The organism is Arthrobacter sp. TmT3-37 (assembly GCF_054510835.1).
In genome coordinates, this window is the sequence record NZ_JBTNDU010000002.1 from 175,150 (window position 1) to 195,921 (window position 20,772).

At 66.5% G+C, this 20,772-nt stretch carries 17 protein-coding genes; 5 read left to right on the forward strand and 12 right to left on the reverse strand.

Translation table 11 applies throughout. The annotated features are described in order from the left end of the window. Nucleotides 1-19: 19 nt before the first annotated feature. From ACX80U_RS03655 to ACX80U_RS03700, 10 genes are all read right to left on the reverse strand, one after another. On the reverse strand, nt 20-1,570 hold the full coding sequence (locus tag ACX80U_RS03655; protein WP_459267450.1) for an LTA synthase family protein: 1,551 nt from the start codon (nt 1,568-1,570) through the stop codon (nt 20-22). A 311-nt stretch (nt 1,571-1,881) separates the two neighbouring features. Further along, nucleotides 1,882-3,414, reverse strand: a complete 1,533-nt coding sequence (locus ACX80U_RS03660; protein WP_459267451.1) for a sulfatase-like hydrolase/transferase — start codon at nt 3,412-3,414, stop codon at nt 1,882-1,884. A 208-nt stretch (nt 3,415-3,622) separates the two neighbouring features. Beyond that, the gene (locus ACX80U_RS03665; RefSeq protein ID WP_459267452.1) at nt 3,623-5,419 is read right to left on the reverse strand and encodes an HNH endonuclease signature motif containing protein; all 1,797 of its coding nucleotides are present in this window, start codon (nt 5,417-5,419) and stop codon (nt 3,623-3,625) included. 367 nt (nt 5,420-5,786) lie between these two features. Beyond that, nucleotides 5,787-6,578 carry an SRPBCC family protein gene (locus ACX80U_RS03670; RefSeq protein WP_459267453.1) on the reverse strand — a complete coding sequence of 264 codons (792 nt, stop codon included), beginning with the start codon at nt 6,576-6,578 and terminating at the stop codon, nt 5,787-5,789. Further along, a complete protein-coding gene (locus tag ACX80U_RS03675) occupies nt 6,575-7,153 on the reverse strand; it encodes an ArsR/SmtB family transcription factor (protein WP_459267454.1) in 579 nt (192 codons plus the stop codon). The genes ACX80U_RS03670 and ACX80U_RS03675 overlap by 4 nt, the downstream gene beginning before the upstream one ends. A 266-nt stretch (nt 7,154-7,419) precedes the next feature. Next, nucleotides 7,420-8,304, reverse strand: a complete 885-nt coding sequence (locus ACX80U_RS03680; RefSeq protein WP_459267455.1) for a GntR family transcriptional regulator — start codon at nt 8,302-8,304, stop codon at nt 7,420-7,422. 33 nt (nt 8,305-8,337) lie between these two features. Continuing rightward, nucleotides 8,338-8,514: a hypothetical protein gene (locus ACX80U_RS03685; protein WP_459267456.1), complete on the reverse strand. Its 177-nt coding sequence runs from the start codon at nt 8,512-8,514 to the stop codon at nt 8,338-8,340. An 85-nt stretch (nt 8,515-8,599) separates the two neighbouring features. Then, nucleotides 8,600-9,625, reverse strand: a complete 1,026-nt coding sequence (pdxA, locus tag ACX80U_RS03690; RefSeq protein ID WP_459267457.1) for a 4-hydroxythreonine-4-phosphate dehydrogenase PdxA — start codon at nt 9,623-9,625, stop codon at nt 8,600-8,602. Next, nucleotides 9,622-10,923 (reverse strand): four-carbon acid sugar kinase family protein, encoded by a 1,302-nt coding sequence (locus ACX80U_RS03695; protein ID WP_459267458.1) that lies wholly within the window; start codon nt 10,921-10,923, stop codon nt 9,622-9,624. The genes pdxA and ACX80U_RS03695 overlap by 4 nt, the downstream gene beginning before the upstream one ends. Then, the gene (locus tag ACX80U_RS03700; RefSeq protein ID WP_459267459.1) at nt 10,920-11,999 is read right to left on the reverse strand and encodes a 2-keto-3-deoxygluconate permease; all 1,080 of its coding nucleotides are present in this window, start codon (nt 11,997-11,999) and stop codon (nt 10,920-10,922) included. The genes ACX80U_RS03695 and ACX80U_RS03700 overlap by 4 nt, the downstream gene beginning before the upstream one ends. Before the next feature lie 260 nt (nt 12,000-12,259). Here ACX80U_RS03700 and ACX80U_RS03705 point away from each other — a divergent pair, with 260 nt between their 5' ends. Together ACX80U_RS03705 and ACX80U_RS03710 are read left to right on the forward strand one after the other, a co-directional pair. Further along, entirely contained in the window at nt 12,260-13,072 is an 813-nt protein-coding gene (locus ACX80U_RS03705) for a glycosyltransferase (RefSeq protein WP_459267460.1), read from the forward strand. Beyond that, on the forward strand, nt 13,066-14,079 hold the full coding sequence (locus ACX80U_RS03710; protein WP_459267461.1) for a glycosyltransferase: 1,014 nt from the start codon (nt 13,066-13,068) through the stop codon (nt 14,077-14,079). Before ACX80U_RS03705 ends, ACX80U_RS03710 begins: the two co-directional genes overlap by 7 nt. A 4-nt stretch (nt 14,080-14,083) precedes the next feature. On the opposite strand, the gene ACX80U_RS03715 is transcribed toward ACX80U_RS03710, so the two are convergent. Next, complete coding sequence (locus tag ACX80U_RS03715; RefSeq protein ID WP_459267462.1) at nt 14,084-14,998, reverse strand: 2-hydroxyacid dehydrogenase; 915 nt, start codon at nt 14,996-14,998, stop codon at nt 14,084-14,086. Nucleotides 14,999-15,167: 169 nt separating this feature from the next. Here ACX80U_RS03715 and ACX80U_RS03720 point away from each other — a divergent pair, with 169 nt between their 5' ends. The 3 genes from ACX80U_RS03720 (at nt 15,168) to ACX80U_RS03730 (ending at nt 19,882) form a co-directional block, all read left to right on the forward strand. Further along, the gene (locus ACX80U_RS03720; protein WP_459267463.1) at nt 15,168-16,550 is read left to right on the forward strand and encodes a D-arabinono-1,4-lactone oxidase; all 1,383 of its coding nucleotides are present in this window, start codon (nt 15,168-15,170) and stop codon (nt 16,548-16,550) included. Nucleotides 16,551-16,595: 45 nt separating this feature from the next. Further along, nucleotides 16,596-17,426 (forward strand): glycosyltransferase family 8 protein, encoded by an 831-nt coding sequence (locus tag ACX80U_RS03725; RefSeq protein ID WP_459267464.1) that lies wholly within the window; start codon nt 16,596-16,598, stop codon nt 17,424-17,426. A 542-nt stretch (nt 17,427-17,968) separates the two neighbouring features. Beyond that, nucleotides 17,969-19,882 (forward strand): GmrSD restriction endonuclease domain-containing protein, encoded by a 1,914-nt coding sequence (locus ACX80U_RS03730; protein WP_459267465.1) that lies wholly within the window; start codon nt 17,969-17,971, stop codon nt 19,880-19,882. 296 nt (nt 19,883-20,178) lie between these two features. Here the strand turns inward: ACX80U_RS03730 and ACX80U_RS03735 are convergent, their stop codons facing one another. Beyond that, nucleotides 20,179-20,391: a hypothetical protein gene (locus ACX80U_RS03735; protein WP_459267466.1), complete on the reverse strand. Its 213-nt coding sequence runs from the start codon at nt 20,389-20,391 to the stop codon at nt 20,179-20,181. Nucleotides 20,392-20,772: the final 381 nt, after the last annotated feature.

The window sequence follows — 20,772 nt, forward strand, 5'->3', positions numbered from 1 at the left end:
GTCAGCGACCCGGGTCGCGTTACGGCGTGCCGTCCTCGCCGGCCCAGGCCCGGGCGTAGAACTCCGGGGACAAGGCGTCCAGCAGCTCAGCGTAGGCGCCGGCCTCCATCGCCTGCGCCGAGGTCTCCGGGACGGACGGCGCGAAGGCGGACACGCCCAGCCCGGCCTCGCGGCCCTGCAGTGTCAGGCCGGCCGCCTCGAGGATCGTGGGGTACAGGTTCAGCTGGTCCACGCGGGGGCGCAACGTGCTGTCGCCGTCCGCGCCCGGTATCCAGATCCGGTTGAAGATGGTGCGGTTGCTGTGGTTGTCGAGCTGCTCGTGGAAAGCGTCGCCTGCACTCATGTGCTTGAGGTGGTCGCCCATGATCACCACGGCGGTGTCGTCGAGGTAGCCCTTCTCCTCCATGTAGTCCACGAAGCCGGCCATGAGGGTCATCGAGCAGGAGAACACGGAGGTGACCTCGCTGTCCGTGTCCACGTCGCAGTAGTCGTAGACGTGCACCGGCTCGTGGGTGTCCAGCGTCAGCAGGGAGAGGTTGAAGGGCTGACCGGTCCGCTCCGCGTCCGCGTGCAGTTGATCGATCTCGTCCTTCGCGTGCTCCAGGAGTCGTTCGTCGCTCAGTCCCCAGTCGCTGCGGAAGTTCTTCACCGGTTCACCCGCGGCCCGCCAGTCGGCAAGGCCCTTCACCTCGGAGTAGCCGTGGCTGCCCAGGAACGTGTCCTTCGCGGCGAACGAGGAGTTGGCGCCGCCCAGGAAGACGTTGGTGTAGCCGTGGTCGCCCAGGACATCGCCGAGGCAGGTGATGCCGCCCAGGTAGGTGTCGACGTCGTCGCCGTCGGTCGAGGAGGAGCTGCTGTCTCCTGCGATGCCCAGGCCCTTCAACGGGACGCCGCACTGCGTCGAGGTGATGCCCGCCATGGTCCAGCCCCCACCCCGATACTGCTGGAGGTAGTCCACGCTCTGCCAACCGTCGGACGCCCTGGTTGCAGCCTTGAGGGAAGCGAAGGCGTCCTTCTCGAAGAGCTGGTCGTCCGCGAGGGTGGCTTCACCGGACTCGAGGTAAATCAGCACCAGGTTGCGCTTATCCTCGTCGCCGGTGACGGTCGGTTCCACGTAGTAGTCGCCGAGGTCGTACTCGGAGTTCGCAGCTGCGATGTAGTCCTTCACCCCGACCGAGCTCGCGAAGGCCGTGGTGCCTCCGACGACGACGGCTGCCACCAGGGCGGTGGAGAGGGAGCGCATGACCCACCGGCGGCGAGGGCGCACGATGTCGCCCAGGTTGCGGTGCTTGCGGCGACGGCGGGACTGCCAGAGGGCGATCCCGAGCGTGAGCAGCAGGGGTACGACGCCGATGCCGAAGACACCGATCCAGACGAGGCCGCCACCGCCGTCGGTCTCCACGGAGACGAGGTTCAGGAGCATCTGCCCCACCGAGATCTCGCCCCAGTAGTAACGGATACCTGCGGCGGCGATGAGCAGCGCGAGCCCAGCCCAGATCAGGACGTAGACCAGGACGCGTCCAAGGACGACGCCGACCCGTCGGGTCACGTGCAGAATCCGGCCGAGCATGGCAACACCTCGCGTTCGGGATGCCCGCGTGGTCGCCGCACACCCTTGACATTCGCCCCGTTCTCGGGCGGAAAGATTTTAGTACCGTCAGGCTACCTGTTCAACCTGAGTTCACCCGTACTTCACCCGCTGCATCGTGCGGCATGCGACTATTCCCGTGGTCGATCCGGTGCCGGAACCTTCTCAGCAGTGAGTGCTCCCACCGGCCGCTCGTGCGGGACGAGGAGGGCTGCGGGTTCTCCTGGTCGGCCCCAGCGCCATCGATGACTGCTCCGCGCCATGCCCGAGGAGCGGGCTGCCCTTGCGTCGCGCTACTGCCCGACGTCCTCGCCGGCCCAGGCTCTCTCGTAGAACAGTGGGGACAGTGAGTCCAGCAGTTCGCCATAGGCAACCGTCTCCATCGTCTGCGCCGACCCCTCCGGGACGGATGGCGCGAAGGCGGACACCCCCACCCCCGCCTCGCCATCCTGCAGCGTCAGGCCGGCCGCCTCCAGGATCGTGGGGTACATGTTCATCTGGTCCACGCGGGGGCGCAACGTGGTGGTGCTGTAGTCGTCGCCCGGTATCCAGAACCGATTGAAGATGGTGCGGTCGGCGTCGTCCAGCTGCTCGTGGAACGGGTCATCCGCGCCCATGCGCTTGAGGTGGTCACCCATGATCACCACAGCGGTGTCGTCCAGATAACCCTTCTCTGCCAGGTAGTCCACGAATTGCGCCACCAGGGTCATGGAGCAGGAGTACACGGAGGTGACCTCGTTCTCCGTGTCCACATCGCAGTAGTCGAAGAGGTGTGCGGGCTCGTGGGTGTCCAGCGTCAGCAGCGTGAGATTGAAGGGTCGACCGGTCTTCTCCGCCTCGGCATGCAGTTCGTCGACCTCGTCCCGGGCGTAGGCCAGAAGGCGTTGGTCGCTCAGGCCCCAGTCGCTGCGGAAGTTCTCCTCCGGCTCACCGGCGGCCCGCCAGTCGAAAAGGCCCTTCTGCTCCGAGTAGCCGTGGGTGCGCAAGAAGGTGTCCTTTGCGCCGAAGGCGGCATTGGCGCCGCCCAGGAAGACGTTGGTGTACCCGTGCTCGTCCAGGACGTCGCCCAGGCACGTCACCCCGCCCAGATAGGTACTCGCATCGCCACCGAGAGCATTGGTCTGAGGGCCTCCGCCAGGGGAGGCCATGCCCTTCAACGGGATGCCGCACTGCGTCGCGGTGAGGCCGCCCATGGTCCAGCCTCCGCTCTTGTACTGCTGGAGATCCTCCACGCTCTGCCAATCGTCGACCGCCTTGGTGGCCTCCTTCAAGGCAGCGAAAGCGTCCTTCTCGAAGAGCTGGTCGTCTGCGAGGGTGGCTTCGCCGGATTCGAGGTAGATCAGCACCAGGTTGCGTTTGTTCGCGTCGCCGGTGACGGTCGGTTCCACGTAGTAGTCGCCGAGGTCGTACTGGGAGCTGGCCGCCGCGATGTAGTCCCTCATGCCGACGGTGGTGTCGAAGGCCGTGGTGCCGCCCAGGACCACCGCGGCCACCAAGGTCGTGGAGATAGTGCGCGATTTCCACTGCGAGCGACGAGGGTGCTTGCGGCGTTGGACGTACTGCCAGAGCGCGATCCCGACGGTGATGAGCAGGGGAGCGACGCCGATTCCCAGGATGGCCACCCAGACGATGGCTCCGCCCCCGCCGTCGGTCTCCACAGAGACCAGATTCATGAGCATCTGGCTCACGGTGATCTTGCCCCAGTAGTAGCGGATGCCGGCGGCGGCGATGAGCAGCGCGAGCCCGGCCCAGATCAGGACGTAGACCAGGGTGCGTCCCGCGACGACGCCGACCCGTCGAGCCACCTGCAGTGCTTCGTCAGCCAAGGCAACACCTCGCGTTCGCAGATGCCCGCGTAGTCGCCGTAGACCCTTGACATCCGGCCCGTCCTCGGGCAAAAGAATTTTAATACCGTCAGGCTACCTGTTCAACCAGAGTTCACTCGTTGTTCACGATTGGTACCCTGCTGCACGTCGTGAGCTGTACCCTGCGGCGCTCCGCCAGCGGTGCCCCGCGAACCCTCAAGCAGAGTTGCTACGGGCAGTAGATTGCGCGGGCTTCGGCGTCGAGTAGTTGCTCGTGGACCGCCTCCTCCACCTGCCAGTACCTGTTTCTTCGCGGAGTCCGACCCGGATCGACGTACGTCGGCGGAGTGAACCAGGGGATGCCGTGCTTCGATTCGACCGTCCACTTCCCTTCGTGCACCACGTGATGATGACGTGAGCACAGGAGGACTCCCTGGCTGATACTCGTCGTTCCTCCTGTGGCCCAGGGCGCAATGTGGTGGGCTTCGCACCAAGTCGCCGGGATCGAGCAGTCGGGGAAGGCGCAACCCTTGTCCCTCGCAACGAGGCCGCGGCGCAGATGTGGAGGGAAGAGCCGCTGTGCCCGACCGATGTCGAGGATCTGGCCCTTGCCGCCGAGGACCAGCGGGATGATGTCGGCATCACAGGCCAGCTTCCGGATGCTTCGTGCGCTGATCTGCTGCCCGAACACAGCGTGACCGGCCCGCTCCATCTCGCCTACGAGGTCCGAATAGCTGATGGTCACCATGACCTGGGGGCGGTGTCCGCCTGATGCGGACAGCCCGTCCGTCGACAGGGCGATCCTGCACGCGGACACCAATCCGTCGAGGAGGCTCTGGGAGCGCGTCGGCCGGGCGTCGTCGCCGGCGTCACGTGAACCTGAGTCGTCCCCTCCTGTGGAGCCTCCGCCGGCGTCGCTCCAGCCTGCGTCGGTTCCACCGGCGCCACCCCAGCCTGCATTGGTTCCGCCAGAACCGCTCCAGCCTGAGTTCTTCTCGCCGGAGCCTCCCTCGCCTGTGCCGCCCCAGCCTGAGTTCCTCCCGCCGGCGCCACCCTCGCCTATGCCACCCCAGGCAGTGCCGCCCCCGCCGGTACCGCTCCATCCGCTTTCACCGGCAACCCCGACGGTTCTGATCCCACCCGCCGGGTCTCCGATGGCCTCAAGGGCGCTGGACTTTCCCCTCGGATTCGTCGCAGTGTTCATGGCGGTCACCAGATGCTCGAACTGCTCATCGGTTGCGCCGATCTCCAGAAAATGCAAGCCGTTCCGTCTGCCCTTGAGGAAGACACCCTGTCGTGCCCGCAGTACCTTCTCCGTAGGCTCCTGCCCGTCCTGGTCGAGTACACCTTCCCAGCGTCGCGCCAGAACGCGCAGGAGGTCCTCGTCCGACTCCATCGCCTGCAGCGTGAGGTGGCGCTCCATCGATTCGAGCTGCCGTGGAGTTGCGACGGCACGTACCCGCTGAACCGCATCATGGACGATCGAGACCGCGCGTCCACTGACCTCGCCCGCGTTCGCTGCGGTGCCGAGGATGGGCATCGGAGCGAGAGTGGAACAGCCGCTCGCAGTGACGCCGGGCAGGACGCCTGCTGCAAGCCTCAACCGGCGGTTCGCCTCGAATCGGCTGATGCCGAGTCGGGCTCGCAGGAAATCGGCACTGGTCCTGAATTCGGGATGTCGGGCCTTCTTGTCCCGCTGATCGGCATCTGCTGAAGGAGTTCCGGCGATGTCCTCTGAGCCTTCGCCGTCGACCTTCGACAGGGTGAGCTCCGCCCGCACGATGAGCGATCCGGAAGCGTCCTGCTCGCCGGTGCCCACTACGTCGTGGTCCTGAGCGGCTCGAGCGGCAATGATTTGCAGATAATCGACGATCTTCGAGATCTCCTCGATGGTGACGAGCGCTTCCACGACGTCACTCTTGGGGAGGAGGAGGTGGTGCTCTGCCAGGTCCTGACCGAAAGCGAGCAGCTCGGACCGAATGAACTCCAGTGGAGTATCGGGATGCTCGAGCGGTGCAACGGCCATGACTCATTTTATCGAACGTACGTACTAATCCCGCTTCCTCTGACCCATTGTGGAGGAGAAGTCAGGCACCTCTCCTCCACAGCCTTCGAGGACGCCCGTCGTCGGCCGCTGGTGCCGCAGCAACGCCGAGGTCGCGTCGAGTGCCACAGCAACCCCGAGGTGGCGGGCAACGCCACAGGAACGCCGAGGTGGCGAGCAACGCCACCGCAGTGCCGAGGCCGCGCTCAAGAACGCAGCCACGCCAAGGCCGCGGGCATCGACGCCGCAGTCGGGATAAACGGCACAGTCGAGGTTCGGTCCTTCACGCCTCGGGGCGAGCCCGTCGGTGGAAGGGGTCACCCCTGAGCGCAGCAAGTCCGCGCGGACGTCAGGCCGGGACGCTGAGTCCCTGCAGCCAGGCCTGCCACGCCGGCTCCTCGCGCTGCACGTAGTCCGCCGCGTCGGCGGAGAACAGATACGCCCGTACGCCCACGGTCGCTGTGCTCTCGCCCTCGCCGTGAGCGAAGACGCTGAGCATCCCGGGAACCGGTGCGGTGATACGGATCAGTACCTGTCGCTCACCGACACGCTCCACCGTGCCGGTGGTGCCACGGACCTCGACCGCTGCGCCCTCATCGCCCAGGCCGAGCGCGCCGTGCAGCGTGGCCCAGAGCGTCTGCGCGTCTCCGGGGTGGGAGGCGGAAGCTTCGAGCTGAGTGACCTCCTGGCCGGGGAAGTGCGTCAGGTACAGGCGCAGGTTGTCGAAGAACGGCATCCAGCTGGTGCCCATGTCATCCCAGAACTCCGACTCCCAGGCATCGCCGGTCCCGAAGCCGCTGCTGGTGACGTGCACGATGCAGGTGCCGCCCGAGCGCGCCTCGACGAGGAATTCCGACGTCAGCGGGCTGAGCGCCTCCGGGTCCTTGCCCATGAGGGCGGCCCAGTCCTCCTCGTACTCGATGCGGCGCGGCGGGTCCCAACGGGTGACCTGACCGTCCGAGCCCATCTCGGGACCCATGGCGAAATGAAGGGAACCGCCTTCGCGCTCCTCCATCTCGGTCGGCAGGAACCAGGCACTCATGCCCTTGGCGGTGGCGATGGCCTGCCAGACCTGTTCCGGGGTCCCCGGGACCTCGACGCTGAATTCCAGGCGGTACGGGACGTTCGGGGTCGTGCTCATGACTTCTCCTCGGGAAGGGGGTGGGCGGCGACGACGAGCCGGTGGGGGAGCCCGTCGTCGTGGTGGTAGCGAGCGGCCAGGTCGAGCACCGCGGCGGTCAGATCATCCGCGAAGGCAGCCCGGTCAGCGGCAGACCGGAAACCGATCTGCGTGTCGATGGTCAGCGTCGGCAGGCGCTGACCGGACGCGCCTGCCCGGCGCGCCAGGGCGCCGACCTCGCGCATCAGCCGGCCGGCCAGCGCGACGAGGTAACCCGCCGACAGGTGATCATCGTTGGCGTCCGGATCGGCCGCGGACCCGCTGACCGCCGCAGGTGACACGACGTAGGACGCAGCCGACGCCTGCAGCACCCGCTCGGTGATACCCCCGTGCCGGCGCTCCTCGAACAGTTCCACGAGGCCGTGCGTCTCGAGCGTCCTGAGGTGGTAGTTGATCTTCTGGCGTGCGATACCGACCCGGGCGGCGAGCCCGGCGGCGGAGGCCGGAACGGCGAGCTCGCCGAGCAGCCTGGCTCGGACCGGATCCAGCACAGCGGCGGCTGCCTCAGCGCATTCGATGACTTCGACGTCGTACATGCCATCATCGTGCGCTCGACAAGAAAAGTTGTCAATAGGTCTACTCCGCCGTAAGGAAGACAGAAGGTGCCGAGAAGCAGCTTCGGGACCAGCCGAGGAACAGGCGAAACCCCGATGACCGGCAGCTCACCCGAGGAGAGCGCGCAGAGGCCTATGTGCTCACGCCGTATCGACCCGATCGGGTCAGATCAAGGAAGGAACTGGCCACCGAGGAACGATGCCGCGGGTCGCCGGGAGCGCGGAGCGGACGGCGGGTACCACCGTCATCAGGAACTGTTGCGCGACAGATCGTCGGCGAGGCGGAGCAGATCGGCTCCCAGACGGCGGGCGCGATCGGCGACCGCGTCGGCAGTGTCACCAGCCGACGACGGCGAGAGGCCGCCTGTCACGGCCGGCGCCGGAGGCTCATTCTGGATGTCGATGTCGAACACCACATGATCGGGGTGGTGCCAGGTCGAGAAGACCTCCACGGGCCGGCCGTCCTGGTCGAAGCTCGTCCCCTCCAGGAGAAGGACGGGCGACGACGCCTCCAGCATCAGCAGTCGCAGCAGGTCTCCGTCGCCCGGTACCGCCCGGATCTGCCGCTTGCCGGACGTGATCCGCACGCCGAACTTCTCGCCGAGTACCGCATGGAGCGAGGCGTCCCGCAGCGACTCGGCGTCCAGTGCGGAGAAGACAGGTGCCGGCAGCCATGTATGGATGACGGCGATGGGTACGCCGTCGGCCGTCCGCAGCCGCTCGAGCGCGAGAACCTGCGGAGTCCCGAGGACCGCCGTCGATGCATCGGCGTCCTGCACGGTCAGCGACAGCACCTCCGTTCCGACGCTCGCCCCGGTGCTGCCCAGCTGCGCCGAGAGCCCGGACGTGCGGTGCACCAGCCGGTGGTGCTCGCGGCGTGGAGCAACGGTGCTGCCGCGCCCGCGGCCCCGCTCGATCAACCCTTCATCGGTGAGCGCGCCGAGGGCCTGACGCACCACGGACCGGGACACCCCGTACCGCACCTGCAGCTGTGCCTCACTGGGTAGCGACGTGCCCGGCGGTAGCGAGTGGTTCAGGATCTGCGCGCGCAGATGCCCGCGGAGCTGCAGGTGCAGTGGCTCGCTGCTCCCCGCATCCAGTGGACGCTCCTGTGGATCGTCTGGTCCGGTCATGAGAGGCTCCGGTTCACGATGGTGGTCAAAGACCTACGCGTCAGCGCTGTCGGAGGACGACGAGGCGCTGTCGGAGGACGACGAGGCGCCGTTCGGCGACGACGAGGCGTCGCCGTCCTCCTCGAGGATCTTGCCGTCGTGGACCCGCTTGAGCTCGATCCCCTCGAGGTAGCTGGGGACGGGTGGGTCGAGGTCTTCGTCGCTCGTCATGATTCCGATCCTAGGCGCCGGGAGAGGACAAGCGGCGACGGCGTCGGCAGCGTGCCCCCTCCCGGTCATCAGACTGTACGAACCCCTACTTCTTCTGCGCGGTCCGCCAGACGACATCCCAGCCCGGTGCCAGCGCAGCTGCGCGGCGCATCGACAGCACGAGACTGGCTTCGCGGGCGATGCCCTGACCGGCGATGTCGAACGCCGTACCGTGGTCCACCGAGACGCGGACGACGGGCAGTCCGACGGTGATGTTCACGCCGTCGTCGCCATAGACGGCCTTGAAGGGTGCGTGGCCCTGGTCGTGGTAGCAGGCGATGACCATGTTCCACTTGCCCTTGACCGCGGCGGGGATGAGCGCGTCCGCAGGGATGGGCCCGTGCACGTTGATGCCGTTTTCGCGGGCGGCGGCGACGGCGGGGGCGAGGATGTCGGCGTCCTCGTCGCCGAACAGGCGGTTCTCGCCGGCGTGCGGGTTGAGACCGGCGAGGCCGATCGGCTCGTCAGGGTTGCCGAGCGCCTTGGTGAAGGCGCTGACGAGCTCGATGACGTTGCCGGTGCGTTCCGGCGTGACGTCCTCGATGGCCTGCCGCAGGGAGACGTGGGTGGTGAGGTGGAAGAAGTAGAGGTCGCCCGCGGACAGGACGAGGCTGAAGTTCTCCACGCCGAACTCGTGCGCGAGCAGTTCCGTGTGGCCGGGCCACTTGTGACCGCCGGCATGCATCGCGGCCTTGTTGAGCGGCGCCGTGACGATGCCCTGGACCTTGCCTTCGCGGGCGAGGCGGCAAGCCTCGACGACGAAGCGGTAGGAGCCGTCGCCCGCGGCGGGGCTGAGCTCGCCGAGCTTGACGTCGGCCAGCGACGGGCCGGTCTGCAGGAGTTCGATGATGCCGGGCTCATTTGTGGCGTCCTCGATCGAGGACAGCACACGGACCTTGTCCGGGTCGCCGCCCACGTTGGAGACGCCCTGGCGCATGGCGGCCTCGTCGCCGATGACGACGGGCACACATTCCCGCCGGACGTCGTCGTGCCCGAGGAGGGACTTCGCGGTGATCTCCGGCCCGATGCCGGCGACGTCGCCGAGGGTGACGGCGAGGGTGGGGATGCTCATGAGGATGCCTCCGTTGAGTGGGCGAGGGTGGTGGTCAGTGTCTGGGTGAGTTCGGTGACGGTGTCGAGCAGGGCGGTGACCGGCCCGAAACCGCCGGCCTTCGTGACGACAATCTTTCCAGCCGCGGTGCCGCCTTCGACGACGCCGACCGGGATGCCCTCCTGGATGGCGCCGGTGACGCGCAGCGCCTGGGCCCGCGTGGCGTCGAGGACGGCGCGGGCCCCGTCGCCGCCGACGAGCACGAGGGCACCGACGGAAGCGCGGGCCAGGGTCTGCTGCACCACCGACGCGAGACTGTTCGCGATGGCGGCTCCGCTGAGGGTTTCTGAGCCGCCGATCGCCTCGGGGGAGGTGATGACGACGACCCGCGGCAGGGATTCCGGGACCTCGAGCTCTCCGGCGGCCCACTGGGCGAGCCGGTTCGGCTGGTCGAGCAGGGACTCGTCGGGCTGCAGGATGCGGAGGTCGGCGGAGTCCAGCTGGGATTGCAGGTGGTCGGTCTGGGCGCGGGCGACGTCGTGCAGCGAACTGACGACGACGACGATCCGTTGCCCCTGAGCGGCCGGGGCCGGTTCCGGGGAAGCGCACACGGCTCCCGACTCCGCCCAGGCTGTTGCCAGCGCAGCGGCGAGGCCGGCCGACCCGGCCGGGATCGCTGTCGGTCCGGCGACGACGAGTGCTGCCGCAAGGGCGCGGAGGTCGTCGTCGGACGTCGCATTGACGACCACGACGCCGTCGCCCGCCGCGTTCCGGAGCGCCTGCGCATCACGCTCGGCGGAGCCGCTGAGGCTGATCGTCATCGTGCCCAGGAGGAGTTGCGAGAACTCGCTCGTCGGAACCGGCGTGACCGGATCGCGGCCGGCGGGGGAGTCCTCGACGGGTCCGCCGTGCACGCGCAGCAGTCCGTCCTCGACGGTGCGCCCCATCGCCGGGTAGGCCGGGCACACGACCGCGAAGCAGCCGGGGTGCCGCTCCTGCCAGGCGTCGAGCGCTCCGGCCACCTGCGCCGGGACACTGCCGCGCATGGTGGAATCGATCTTCAGGTAGAGGCGATCGGCGCCCGCGGTGACGAGGTTCCTGATGGCGTTCGCCGTTGCCTGACGGGCGGTGGTGGTGTCCATCGCGCGGGCGTCGGTGTTGACCGCCAATGCGCTGCCAGGCTCCACCGAGTCCGGGAGCAGTTCGCCCAGCAGCAGCCGGGAGGACCAGCCGGTGCGGGAGAACTGGACCACGGAGTCGGTGGCGCCGGTGACGTCGTCGGCTGCGATGCCGACAATGGGTGCGGTGGGTGCCGTCACTCGTCGTCTCCGGTCCGGCGGCGCCGCGTCGTGGGTGCGGACGGATCGCCCGCGGGCGGGAGTTCGGAGGCGGACGTCGGGGTGACCGCGGCGGCGTCGTCCGTGTCCAGGCCGCCCTGGCGCTTGAGCACCCAGGTGGCGAGAAGCGGGGCGAAGATCGCGGTGACCAGGACGGCCGAGGCGACCTGCGCCGTCGCGACCTCGACGAACGGCGAGAAGGTCGGGTCCGCCGCGGCGACGATCGCAGGCGTCGCGATCGAGTTGCCGGCCGTCGTCGCCGACGCGATGCCGATGCCGGACTTGATGCCGCGTCGGAGGATGAACCGGTAGCCGATGTAGACGAGGGTGCCGGTGATGAGGGTGGCGGCGATGCCGACGAAGATACCGCTGAGACCGCCGGTGATGACGTTCCGGAGGTCGATGCCGGTGCCGAGGGCGAAGGCGAAGAACGGGATGACGATGTTCGGGACGGGCCGCATGACCTCGGTCCACTTGGCGTCGAGGTTGCCCACGATGAAGCCGAGAATCAGGGGGATGACGGCGGCAAGCAGCGTCAGGAACGGGATGTTGCCGAGGCCCGAGATGCCGAGGAAGAGGAGCGTGAAGAAGGGGCCGTCGTTGATGGCGGACGCCATGTAGGCGCCGCGGTCCCGATAGTCGCCGTAGCGGCCGGTGAAGGCGAGCCAAAGGCCGCCGTTGCTGTTGTCGAAGCTGGCCAGGAGGGCGAGGATCGAGATCCCCAGGATGCCGTCGATGCCGACCAAGAGGCCCAGGCCCGCGACGAGGGCGGCGGGGATGATCGTCTTGAAGAGCAGGACGACACCGGTGGTCGCGAGCACGGGGCCGGAGGCCTTGGCGGTGATCTGCATGCCGGTCGCGAAGATCAGGACGGCGATCAGCGGCAGGGCGGAGTCGGCGAACAGGGCGGTGGTGAAGCTGCCCAGTTCCAGGAAGCCGGGGGCGAAGGTCCCGACGATCGAACCGAGGATCAGGGGGATGAGCATGAGACCGCCGGGGATGCGGTTCATGCCGTCGAACAGGGGGACGCGGGATTTCGGAAGCGATTCGGCTGCCATGGCGAATCTTCTCTCTGTACGGGAGGTGTCTATGCGGACGGAGGGGTACGTACAACTAGTACGGACACGATGTACCTACTGTAGGCCGCGTGGGGCACGTCACACAAGAAGTGGCTGGGATGGGCAATCCTTCCGCTGGGTCAGGCAGAAGACTGTGTGTACTTCGCTGCCGTGGCGCACGTCCACCTGACCCGACGGGAACCGATGTTGATCATCACCTTGAACGGCAACCGCGGGGGCCGCGCCGCCCGCGCCGAGCAGTGACCCCCGCGACGACCGCCGCCTCGGCACTCGTGGTCATCCCCGCGTTCGGTTCGCCGGAACTGACCGATGCGGTGGTGCATGATTTGGTCCGCGACGGGAGCGACCTCGACCCGGCCCTGCGGATCGTGGTGGTCGACAACGCCGGTGACTACGTGCTCCCCGAGGGGAACATCGAGGTCCACCGCCCGGGGCGCAACCTGCGATGGATCGGCGCCGCCAACTGGGCTCTGCAGACGGCATCGCGCGACGGACATGCGGTCTGCGTGGTGCTGAACAACGACATCCGGCTGTCGCCCGGGTTCCTCGACGGATTGCTCGCGCCCTTCTCCACAGCGGACGACATCGCGCTCGCGGCGGCCTGCTACGACGATTTCTGGCTCCACCAGCGGGCCTCGGCGATCCCGGGTACCGCCGCGGAGTACATCCCGCGCGACGTGCTGCGCGACGTCGACTTCTGTGACGGCACCGCCATAGCGTTCGCCGTGCCCTCCGTCGTCGAACTGGGGGGTCTGGACGAGGTCACCTTCCCCCGGCACGGCTACGGCGCGGACATCGACCTGGCGATCCGCGTGCGGGCGGCCGGCCTGCGGTGCGTGGTCACGGAAGGCGCCTACGTCTCGCACCTGCGGCGGCAGACGATGAACCGGACCGGCCAGAGCTCCGAGGGCAACCGGGCGGAGATCCTCCACGGACTGGACGCCAAGTGGGGCGACGGATGGCGGGCCGACGTCGGGCTCGGCCCGGACTCGTTCCCCGCCCACAACACCGGGAGCGGCGCGTCCTGGTACCTGACGGCTCCGGCATGGTGAGCACTCCCGGGAAGATCGTCTACGCGGGGTTCGCCACGCGCCACCACAGCGGCGGCGTGCACGTGATGACCCAGCACGTGCGGCTGCTGCGGGAGCGCGGCCACGAGGCCTGGTTGTGGCTGCCCGATTCGGACGACCGCACAGACTGGATCGCCGACGATGTGCCGATGCTGTTCGGTGCCACCACTGCGATCGGCGCCGATGACCTCCTGGTGCTGCCGGAGACACCGACCGTCCAGGGCCGAGATCCGGCACCCGGAGCGCGCAAGGTCATCTTCAACCAGAACCACTTCTACACCTTCGCGGCCGGCGCCCCGGGCGACGATTTCCCCGGGTGGTCGCCGGCACCCGCGGTCTGGGTGGTGTCCGAGGAGAGCCGCGACGTGCTGTCCGCCGCGCTGCCCGGCCTGCCGGTGCGCGTGGTGCCCAACCCGGTGGACGGCGAGCTGTTCACCCCCGGCGCCGCCGGGCAGCTCCGGGTGAGCTGGTTCCCCAAGAAGCGGCCGCGGGAGGCCTCGCTGCTGAAGCGGCTGCTGGCCGACGAGCCACGGCTCTCGGGCGTGGAGCTGGTGGAACTGGTCCAGGCCCCGCGGGCGGAGGTGGCCGCCACCCTGGCGGGCTCGGCGGTCTTCGTCGCCCTCGGGCACACCGAGAGCTACGGCCTGCCGGTCGCCGAGGCGCTGGCGTCAGGCTGTCTCGTGGTCGGGTACGACGGCGGCGGCGGGCACGAGCTGTTCGAGGCGCCCGGCGCGTGGCGGGTCCCGGACCAGCGACCGCTGCTGATCCGCGACCGGGTGGCGGACCTGATCCAGGACCTCGACGCCCTGGCGCCGGTCCGTGAGGCAAACCGCCGCTGGGTGCTCGACCGCTACCCGTTCGCCCGGACCGGCACGGCGCTGCAGGAGGCGGTCACGGCCGCGTGGGGCCGGCCCGGCGCCGACGCCGTGGCCGTGCATCCGGCCGCCTGGCTCGACACCCTCGGCCCGAACTTCACAGCGTATGCGTAAGGACTCAGTGGGCTCCCTTCACCACGTTGACGAGGTCCTCGCCGGCCACGTAGCGGCGCACCTGCGCGTTGACCAGCGCGAAGGCCCGTGGGCCGGACTGCGCAATGGAGCCGGCGGCGTGCGGCGTGATGATCAGGTTCGGCGCGTTCCACAGCGGGTGGTCGGCCGGCAGGGGCTCCGGCTCCATCACGTCCAGGGCGGCGCGCAGCCGCCCGGACGTCAGTTCTGCGAGCAGTGCCGAGGTGTCCACGACCTTGCCGCGCGCCACGTTGACCAGCAGGGCGCCGTCGGGCATCCGGGACAGGAACTCCGCGTCGACGAGACCTGTGGTGTCGTCCGTGAGCGGAACGGTCAGCACCACCACGTCGGCCTCGAGCAGCAGGTCCGGCAACTCCGAGGTGGCGTGGATGCCGTCGCGTGCCATGTGCGCCACGAGCACGGGAACGGCGTCGAAGCTCCGCAGCCGGCGCGCGGTCTGCTCTCCGAGGTCACCGGCGCCGATGATCAGCACGCGCCTGTCGCGCAGGTCGTCGGCCTCCATCGGGTCCCACCGGCCCTGTCGCTGCGCTTCACCGAAGTGGGGCAGCCGACGCAGCGTGGCCAGGACGACGGCAAGGACCAGTTCGGCGACAGCCGGGCCGTGCACGCCACGCGCGCTGCACAGGGTCACACCGTCCGGGACGTGCTCGAGGATGTCCTCGACGCCGGCACTCGTCAGCTGGGTGACCTCGAGCTTCGGCATGGCGGCGAACTTCCCGGCGAGGTTGGTGGAGTCCTCGACCTGCGGCACCCAGAAGACGGTCTCCGCCAGCCGTTCGGGCTTCTCGTCCTCACCGTTCCAGACGATCACCTCGACCCCGTCGGGAAGGGCTCCGAGGAGATTCCGGGCGTTCGGATCGGGTACGCATACGACAGTCATTTTGTCAGTGTAAACATTCCCTTGACGAGGCAGGGCTATGGTGTCAGCAGGACTTCTACAGAACTGAGAAATTCATCCACGGTGGCCGGAAACACCCGTGCCCGATGGATCGGCTGCGCCCGTCGGTGCGGCTTCGAAGGCAGAACCGAACTTCTACAGGAGACGCGTCATGGCCATCACACAGCTCACCTACCCCCACCAGGAGCCGGAGCTCACCGGCGAGGACATCCGGCTGCGCAACTGGGCCAGGAACTCCCGGCTGGGCCTGCCCGGCTCGGTCGTCGCGCCGGCCACCGAGGCGGAGCTGTGCGACTTCCTGGCCACCAGCGACGGCCGGGTCCGGATGATCGGGAGCCGGATGTCGCCCGGCAGGATGATCGAGGTCGCGGACGGAGCCGGCACGCTCCTGGACCTGAGCAGGCTCAGCGGCCTGATCTCCAGCACTGAGGACACTGCGACTTTCGCCGGTTCGACCTCCCTGGCCGAGGTGTACGCGTTCCTCACCGCGCGGGGGCAGATGCTGGACGCCTCACCAGGGGTGATCGCCGAGCAGACGCTGGCCGGCGCCCTGTCCACCGGAACCCACGGCCAGGGCCTGCAGCAGAGCTCGATCGCCGGCGCCGCGCTGGCCATCCGGATGGTGCTGGCCGACGGCACGGTCGCGGAGTTCGACCGTGACCACCCGGACTTCCCCGCCGTCCAGCTCGGCCTCGGCTCACTGGGCGTGATCACCGCCGTGACGCTGCGTACGCGGGAGTCGGTGATCTACACCTGCGTGAAGAAGGCCGTCGACGCCGGCACCCTCGAGACGGACCTGGAGACCTGGAACCGGGAGAACATCCTGGTCAAGGCGTGGTGGTTCCCGCAGGAGAACCAGGTCCAGGTGTGGACCGCCAACGAGGCGTCCGAGGGCGAGGTGGCGCGGTACCGGGCCGGCGGCAGTCAGCTCGTGGAGTACGCGACGACCGATACGTCCATGAACAGCACGATCGAGGCAACGCTTCAGCACCTCCGCGACGACAGCAAGGGCGTCGCCGACAACGGCAAGTCGCTCCGCACGGTGTCGCGCTTCCGGGACTTCACCGACGTCACGGGTGACATCTACCAGGTGTTCTGCAAGGGCATCGCGACCCCCCAGATCAACGTGGAGATCGGCATCCCGCTCGCCCGGGCCGGAGCGGTGATCAGGAAGATCAAGGACTGGCATGCGGAGACCCGTCCCCGCATGCACTACCCGGTGATCCTCCGCTGCACCGGCGCGTCCGAGGGATGGCTGAGCCCGTCCAACGGCCAGGACACCTGCTACTTCGGCTTCGTGGTCTACTACGCGGCCGACGGTTCGCTGTCCGAGGAGGGGAACAGCTTCCTCCGGGCCGTGGAGCGGGCCCTGGCCGAGGAGGGCGGCCGTCCCCACTGGGGCAAGTACTTCGACGAGTCCCTCTACGACTGGCCGACGCTCTACCCGCAGTGGGAAGCCTTCCGCCGGGTGCGCGAGACGCTGGACCCGGAGCACAGATTCGCGAATGCATTCACCGATGCGCTCCTCGACTGACCCGACCCGCCCACTAGGACAGGAACACCACCGATGAATGCCTGGGTGACTTTGCTGACTCAACCCGACTACCTGATCGGGGTCCGGACGCTGCATGCCTCGCTAGAGCGCTCCGGCAGTACCGCTTCCCTCGTGGTCATGGTGACCGAGGGGATCGATGACCAGGCCCGGCGCCTCCTAGAGGACGACGGGTGCCTCCTGCGCGACGTGGCACCGCTGCGTCCGGCCGGAGGGTCGGCGGACAGTTACGCCAACTCCCGGTTCGCGGAAGTGTGGACCAAGCTGGCCGTCTGGGGCCTCACCGAGTTCGAGCGCGTCGTCTTCCTGGACGCCGACATGCTGGTGACCCGGAACATGGACGAGCTGTTCTCGCTGGACCTGGCCGACGGCGCCATCGCCGCCTGCCACGCCTGCCGGTGCAACCCCAACCGGATCGCGAGCTATCCGCCGAGCTGGACACCCGAGACCTGCTTCTACACGCACTGCCGGGGCGGGGACCACGTCACCGAACCGGATGCTACGGACAACTACCTGAACGGCGGCTTCCTCGTGCTGTCGCCCGACGAGGCCGTCTTCGCCGACATGGTGGGGCGGCTGGCAGCTGTGGACGATCTGTCGCACTACCCGTTCGCCGAACAGGACTTCCTCAACGAGTTCTACCGCGACCGCTGGCGTCCGCTGCCCTACGTGTACAACGCGCTGAAGACCCTGCAGCACCAGCACCCGTCGGTCTGGGATCCGGCGTCGGTGAAGAACATCCACTACATCATCGACAAGCCGTGGGCGAAGCCGCTGGACCCCACCGACCGGTACGTCGACGTGAACCGGCTCTGGTGGGAGATGGCAGACACCCTGGGCGCACCGGTCGGCTCCTGACCCCGCAGGCGAAGGTGCTTGGTTCCGACCCCGCTGAGAGGTACGGGATCGTGAGAAGCACGGCGCACTGTTCGAGCCGGCCCGCACGTCGCACAGGCTGACGATGCCCGAGGGGAGAAGCAGACGACCTGCGCGCCCTTGTTGCGGCTGAGGTTCACGAGCCCATCATTGGTGAGCCGGTTGAGTGCCTCGCGGATCCTGGCTCATTCTCGCGCGATACGCGATACGCGATACGCGATACGCGATACGCGATACGCGATACGCGAGGCGAGCGTCGTCCCGCGTAGCCACGACCCAGCGGGCAGCTCGCCTGACGCGATCAGGGCGCAAGAGGTGCACCTCATCGCCTTTATAAGTGAGGTCAACATGTGACCACCGCATTTGGCGAACTCTCCAGAGTCGCGCGGAGTTCGGCGTGCCCGATCATCCTGCGTGCGATGTGGCTCCTTTGTGTCGAGGCCTCGGGTGCCCCTCTCAACAGGCGTGGACAGGTAGCATCGACAAATCGCTACTGACGAGTGCGTCACCGAAGGAGCCCCACTGTGAGGTTGTCCACCGTTCTAGACCAGATCGACAGCCAGGACGTTGCTTTGCCCGAGTTCCAGCGGGGCTACGTATGGAATAGGCAGCAGGTGCGCGGGCTCTTCACCTCGTTGTATAAGGGTTATCCCATCGGGGGCTTCATGACTTGGAATACTTCGGTACTGACTGCCTCAGCCCGCGGAGAGAAGATTGAACGTGATGGCAGCGTGAAACTTCTCCTAGACGGTCAGCAACGTGCTACCACCTTATACGGAGTCATCCGTGGTGTTCCCCCAAAGTTTTTTGAAGGGAATGCCCAAGCATTCACCGACCTGTTTTTCAACGTTCAGGATGAAATCTTTGAGTTCTATGCCCCTGTAAAGATGAAAGACAACCCGGCGTGGATTGATGTATCCGCCCTCATGGTTGAAGGCGTCGAAAAGTACCTGGACGCGCATCCCGAGATTTCACAGCTTGGTTCAGGCGCACTAGTGAAATTCATGGCCCGAATGACCAGGCTGGTGGAAATCCAGAACCGGGAAGTTCACATCGAAGAAGTCAGCGGCGCTGACAAGACCATTGACGTCGTAGTAGACATTTTCAACCGTGTTAATTCAGGAGGAACTAAACTTTCAAAAGGCGACCTGGCATTAGCCAAAATCTGCGCTGCGTGGCCCGAAGCGCGCGCAGAAATGAATGCTCATCGCAGCAAGTGGGAATCGGCTGGATACAAGTTCACCCTGGATTGGTTGCTCCGCAACGTCAATGCGCTACTTACCGGGGAGGCCCTATTCACCGCCCTGACAGACGTGGAAACAGACAGAATCCGCACAGGGCTAAAGGAAGCCGCCGACCTTGTCTCGATCGCGCTCGACGTAATTGCTGCACGTTTGGGACTCGATTACGACCGTGTCTTCCCCGCCCGTTTTGCCGTCCCTGTCATTGTAAAGTACCTGGCAAACAACGGCGGACGGTTCCCAAACGCAATCGAGCGAGACCGGATTCTAACCTGGTATGTCCATGCAGCGATGTGGGGCCGGTTCGCCGGATCCACCGAATCCTTCCTCAACGTTGATCTTAAGGCCGTTGATGAGGCCGGCATCGACGGGCTTATGGAACAAATGCTCCGAACCCGCGGAGACCTTATAGTCAGGGAAGCAGACTTCGGTGGAAACACCATCGGTGCCCGCTTTTATCCCATGCTATACATGCTGACCCGCACTCAGGGCGCTAAAGACTTCACAACGGGAATTCCCCTGTCGGCACATATGCTAGGCCGCAATTCGTCTCTACAGGTCCATCACATCTTCCCCAAAGCCCGGCTTTACAAAGCTGGGTACTCCAAAGAAGAAGTCAATGCAGTAGCCAATTACTGCTTCCTCACTCAGGACGCTAACCTCGATATCACTGACCGCGACCCCGCAGAATACTTTCGGACCTTAGAACGCGATTTTCCCGGTGCAATTACAAGCCAGTGGATTCCAATGGATCAAGAGCTCTGGTCCATAGACAAGTACCGCGATTTTCTTGCTGCTCGTCGCCAACTTCTAGCCGATGCCATGAATGGAGTTTTGGATGATCTCTGGCACGGAAAGAGAACTTTCGACCTGGAACGCACTACCCCGGCTCCTTCAGAAGTCACCACAAATTCGAACGTCATCGACGAACTTGTCGAAGATCTTGCCGAGCTCGGACTGGCCCGGGCGGAAACGCACGTCGAGGTCCGCAACCAGGAATCAGGGGATCTTATCTGCATTGCTGATGCGTATTGGGCTGATGGCCTGCAACCCGGTGCAAGCTCTCCCGCTGTTCTGGAGCTCGACGGTAACGCCGATGAACTGAACCAATTAGCAACCTTGGGATACCTTGTCTTCACCGATGTAGAAGCGGTACGCAAACACGCTGAAGACCTGACTCTCCAAGCCGCGAATTAGGATCACTACCGTCAAATGGTTCGATTTGCCGGTAGCAGCGCATACGACGCGAGCAGTCAGGGAAGTGTAATGGCACTACGGGAGCTAGTCGGGGTCGCCTGTCCCGTGATCGTGCTGTCATCAACAGCGCCTCGACCGTGCCGGCAAATGGGCTGGAACCTACCTATCGACTGATCCGCCCGAACGGTCGCTCGTGCTTGAGCTCGTGAACCTCGCTGCTGCAGCTGGGACAGGGCTAGCTTCGGCGTGTTGGTCTTTTTACTTGCCGGCCAGGTGTATTTTCCGCGATGCCGATCCTATCCTAAAGGAATTGCTCTCCTACTACCTAGATATGGTATTTTCTTGCCGGCCTTGCCGGCCTTGCCGGCAAGGCCGGCCTTGCCGGACAACGTGTCCGGGTCAGCGGCGATTACGAGGTCCGTGGGCTGGTTGTTCTCGAGGTCGAGTTCGGCGGCGGTGAGCATGTTGAGCTCCTCGCATATCACCAGCTCCTCGATTCGGGCATCCATCAGCCGCGCGTAATGCGGGGTGTACCTTCAATTCTGGCCGATGTCCTGGCCTCCGCCCCACCACGTGCTATCCCTGCGTTCAAATCCCACAATAGAACAAGTATTCTATTAACCGTGGGCTGGCTGTCGGCGTGGGGGAGTTGTGGGGGGGGGGGGGTGGGGTCATCCACCTGTGGTCGGGTGGAGCCCGTGAGGATTGAGCTCAAAGCCGTCCACCTGTGGATGAACTACCCAAACTCCGGTGTTCTGTGGCTAGTCTCATCACCATGGACCCGATACACCCCCTGAACTCTCTCGGTCCTCCAGATCCTGCAGATCCCGCAGGTCCGGGGGATCTGTTCGATCGGTGGGAGTACCGGGATGCTCTGGGGCCGGTGGTTG

Excerpts from the sequence above, each read along its gene's own strand:
- ACX80U_RS03720 (WP_459267463.1), top strand. The coding sequence starts at position 15,168 with ATGGCCATCACACAGCTCACCTACCCCCACCAGGAGCCGGAGCTCACC.
- ACX80U_RS03655 (WP_459267450.1), bottom strand. The coding sequence starts at position 1,570 with ATGCTCGGCCGGATTCTGCACGTGACCCGACGGGTCGGCGTCGTCCTT.
- ACX80U_RS03685 (WP_459267456.1), bottom strand. The coding sequence starts at position 8,514 with ATGACGAGCGACGAAGACCTCGACCCACCCGTCCCCAGCTACCTCGAG.
- ACX80U_RS03715 (WP_459267462.1), bottom strand. The coding sequence starts at position 14,998 with ATGACTGTCGTATGCGTACCCGATCCGAACGCCCGGAATCTCCTCGGA.
- ACX80U_RS03680 (WP_459267455.1), bottom strand. The coding sequence starts at position 8,304 with ATGACCGGACCAGACGATCCACAGGAGCGTCCACTGGATGCGGGGAGC.
- pdxA (WP_459267457.1), bottom strand. The coding sequence starts at position 9,625 with ATGAGCATCCCCACCCTCGCCGTCACCCTCGGCGACGTCGCCGGCATC.
- ACX80U_RS03675 (WP_459267454.1), bottom strand. The coding sequence starts at position 7,153 with ATGTACGACGTCGAAGTCATCGAATGCGCTGAGGCAGCCGCCGCTGTG.
- ACX80U_RS03710 (WP_459267461.1), top strand. The coding sequence starts at position 13,066 with ATGGTGAGCACTCCCGGGAAGATCGTCTACGCGGGGTTCGCCACGCGC.
- ACX80U_RS03665 (WP_459267452.1), bottom strand. The coding sequence starts at position 5,419 with ATGGCCGTTGCACCGCTCGAGCATCCCGATACTCCACTGGAGTTCATT.
- ACX80U_RS03670 (WP_459267453.1), bottom strand. The coding sequence starts at position 6,578 with ATGAGCACGACCCCGAACGTCCCGTACCGCCTGGAATTCAGCGTCGAG.
- ACX80U_RS03700 (WP_459267459.1), bottom strand. The coding sequence starts at position 11,999 with ATGGCAGCCGAATCGCTTCCGAAATCCCGCGTCCCCCTGTTCGACGGC.
- ACX80U_RS03735 (WP_459267466.1), bottom strand. The coding sequence starts at position 20,391 with ATGGATGCCCGAATCGAGGAGCTGGTGATATGCGAGGAGCTCAACATG.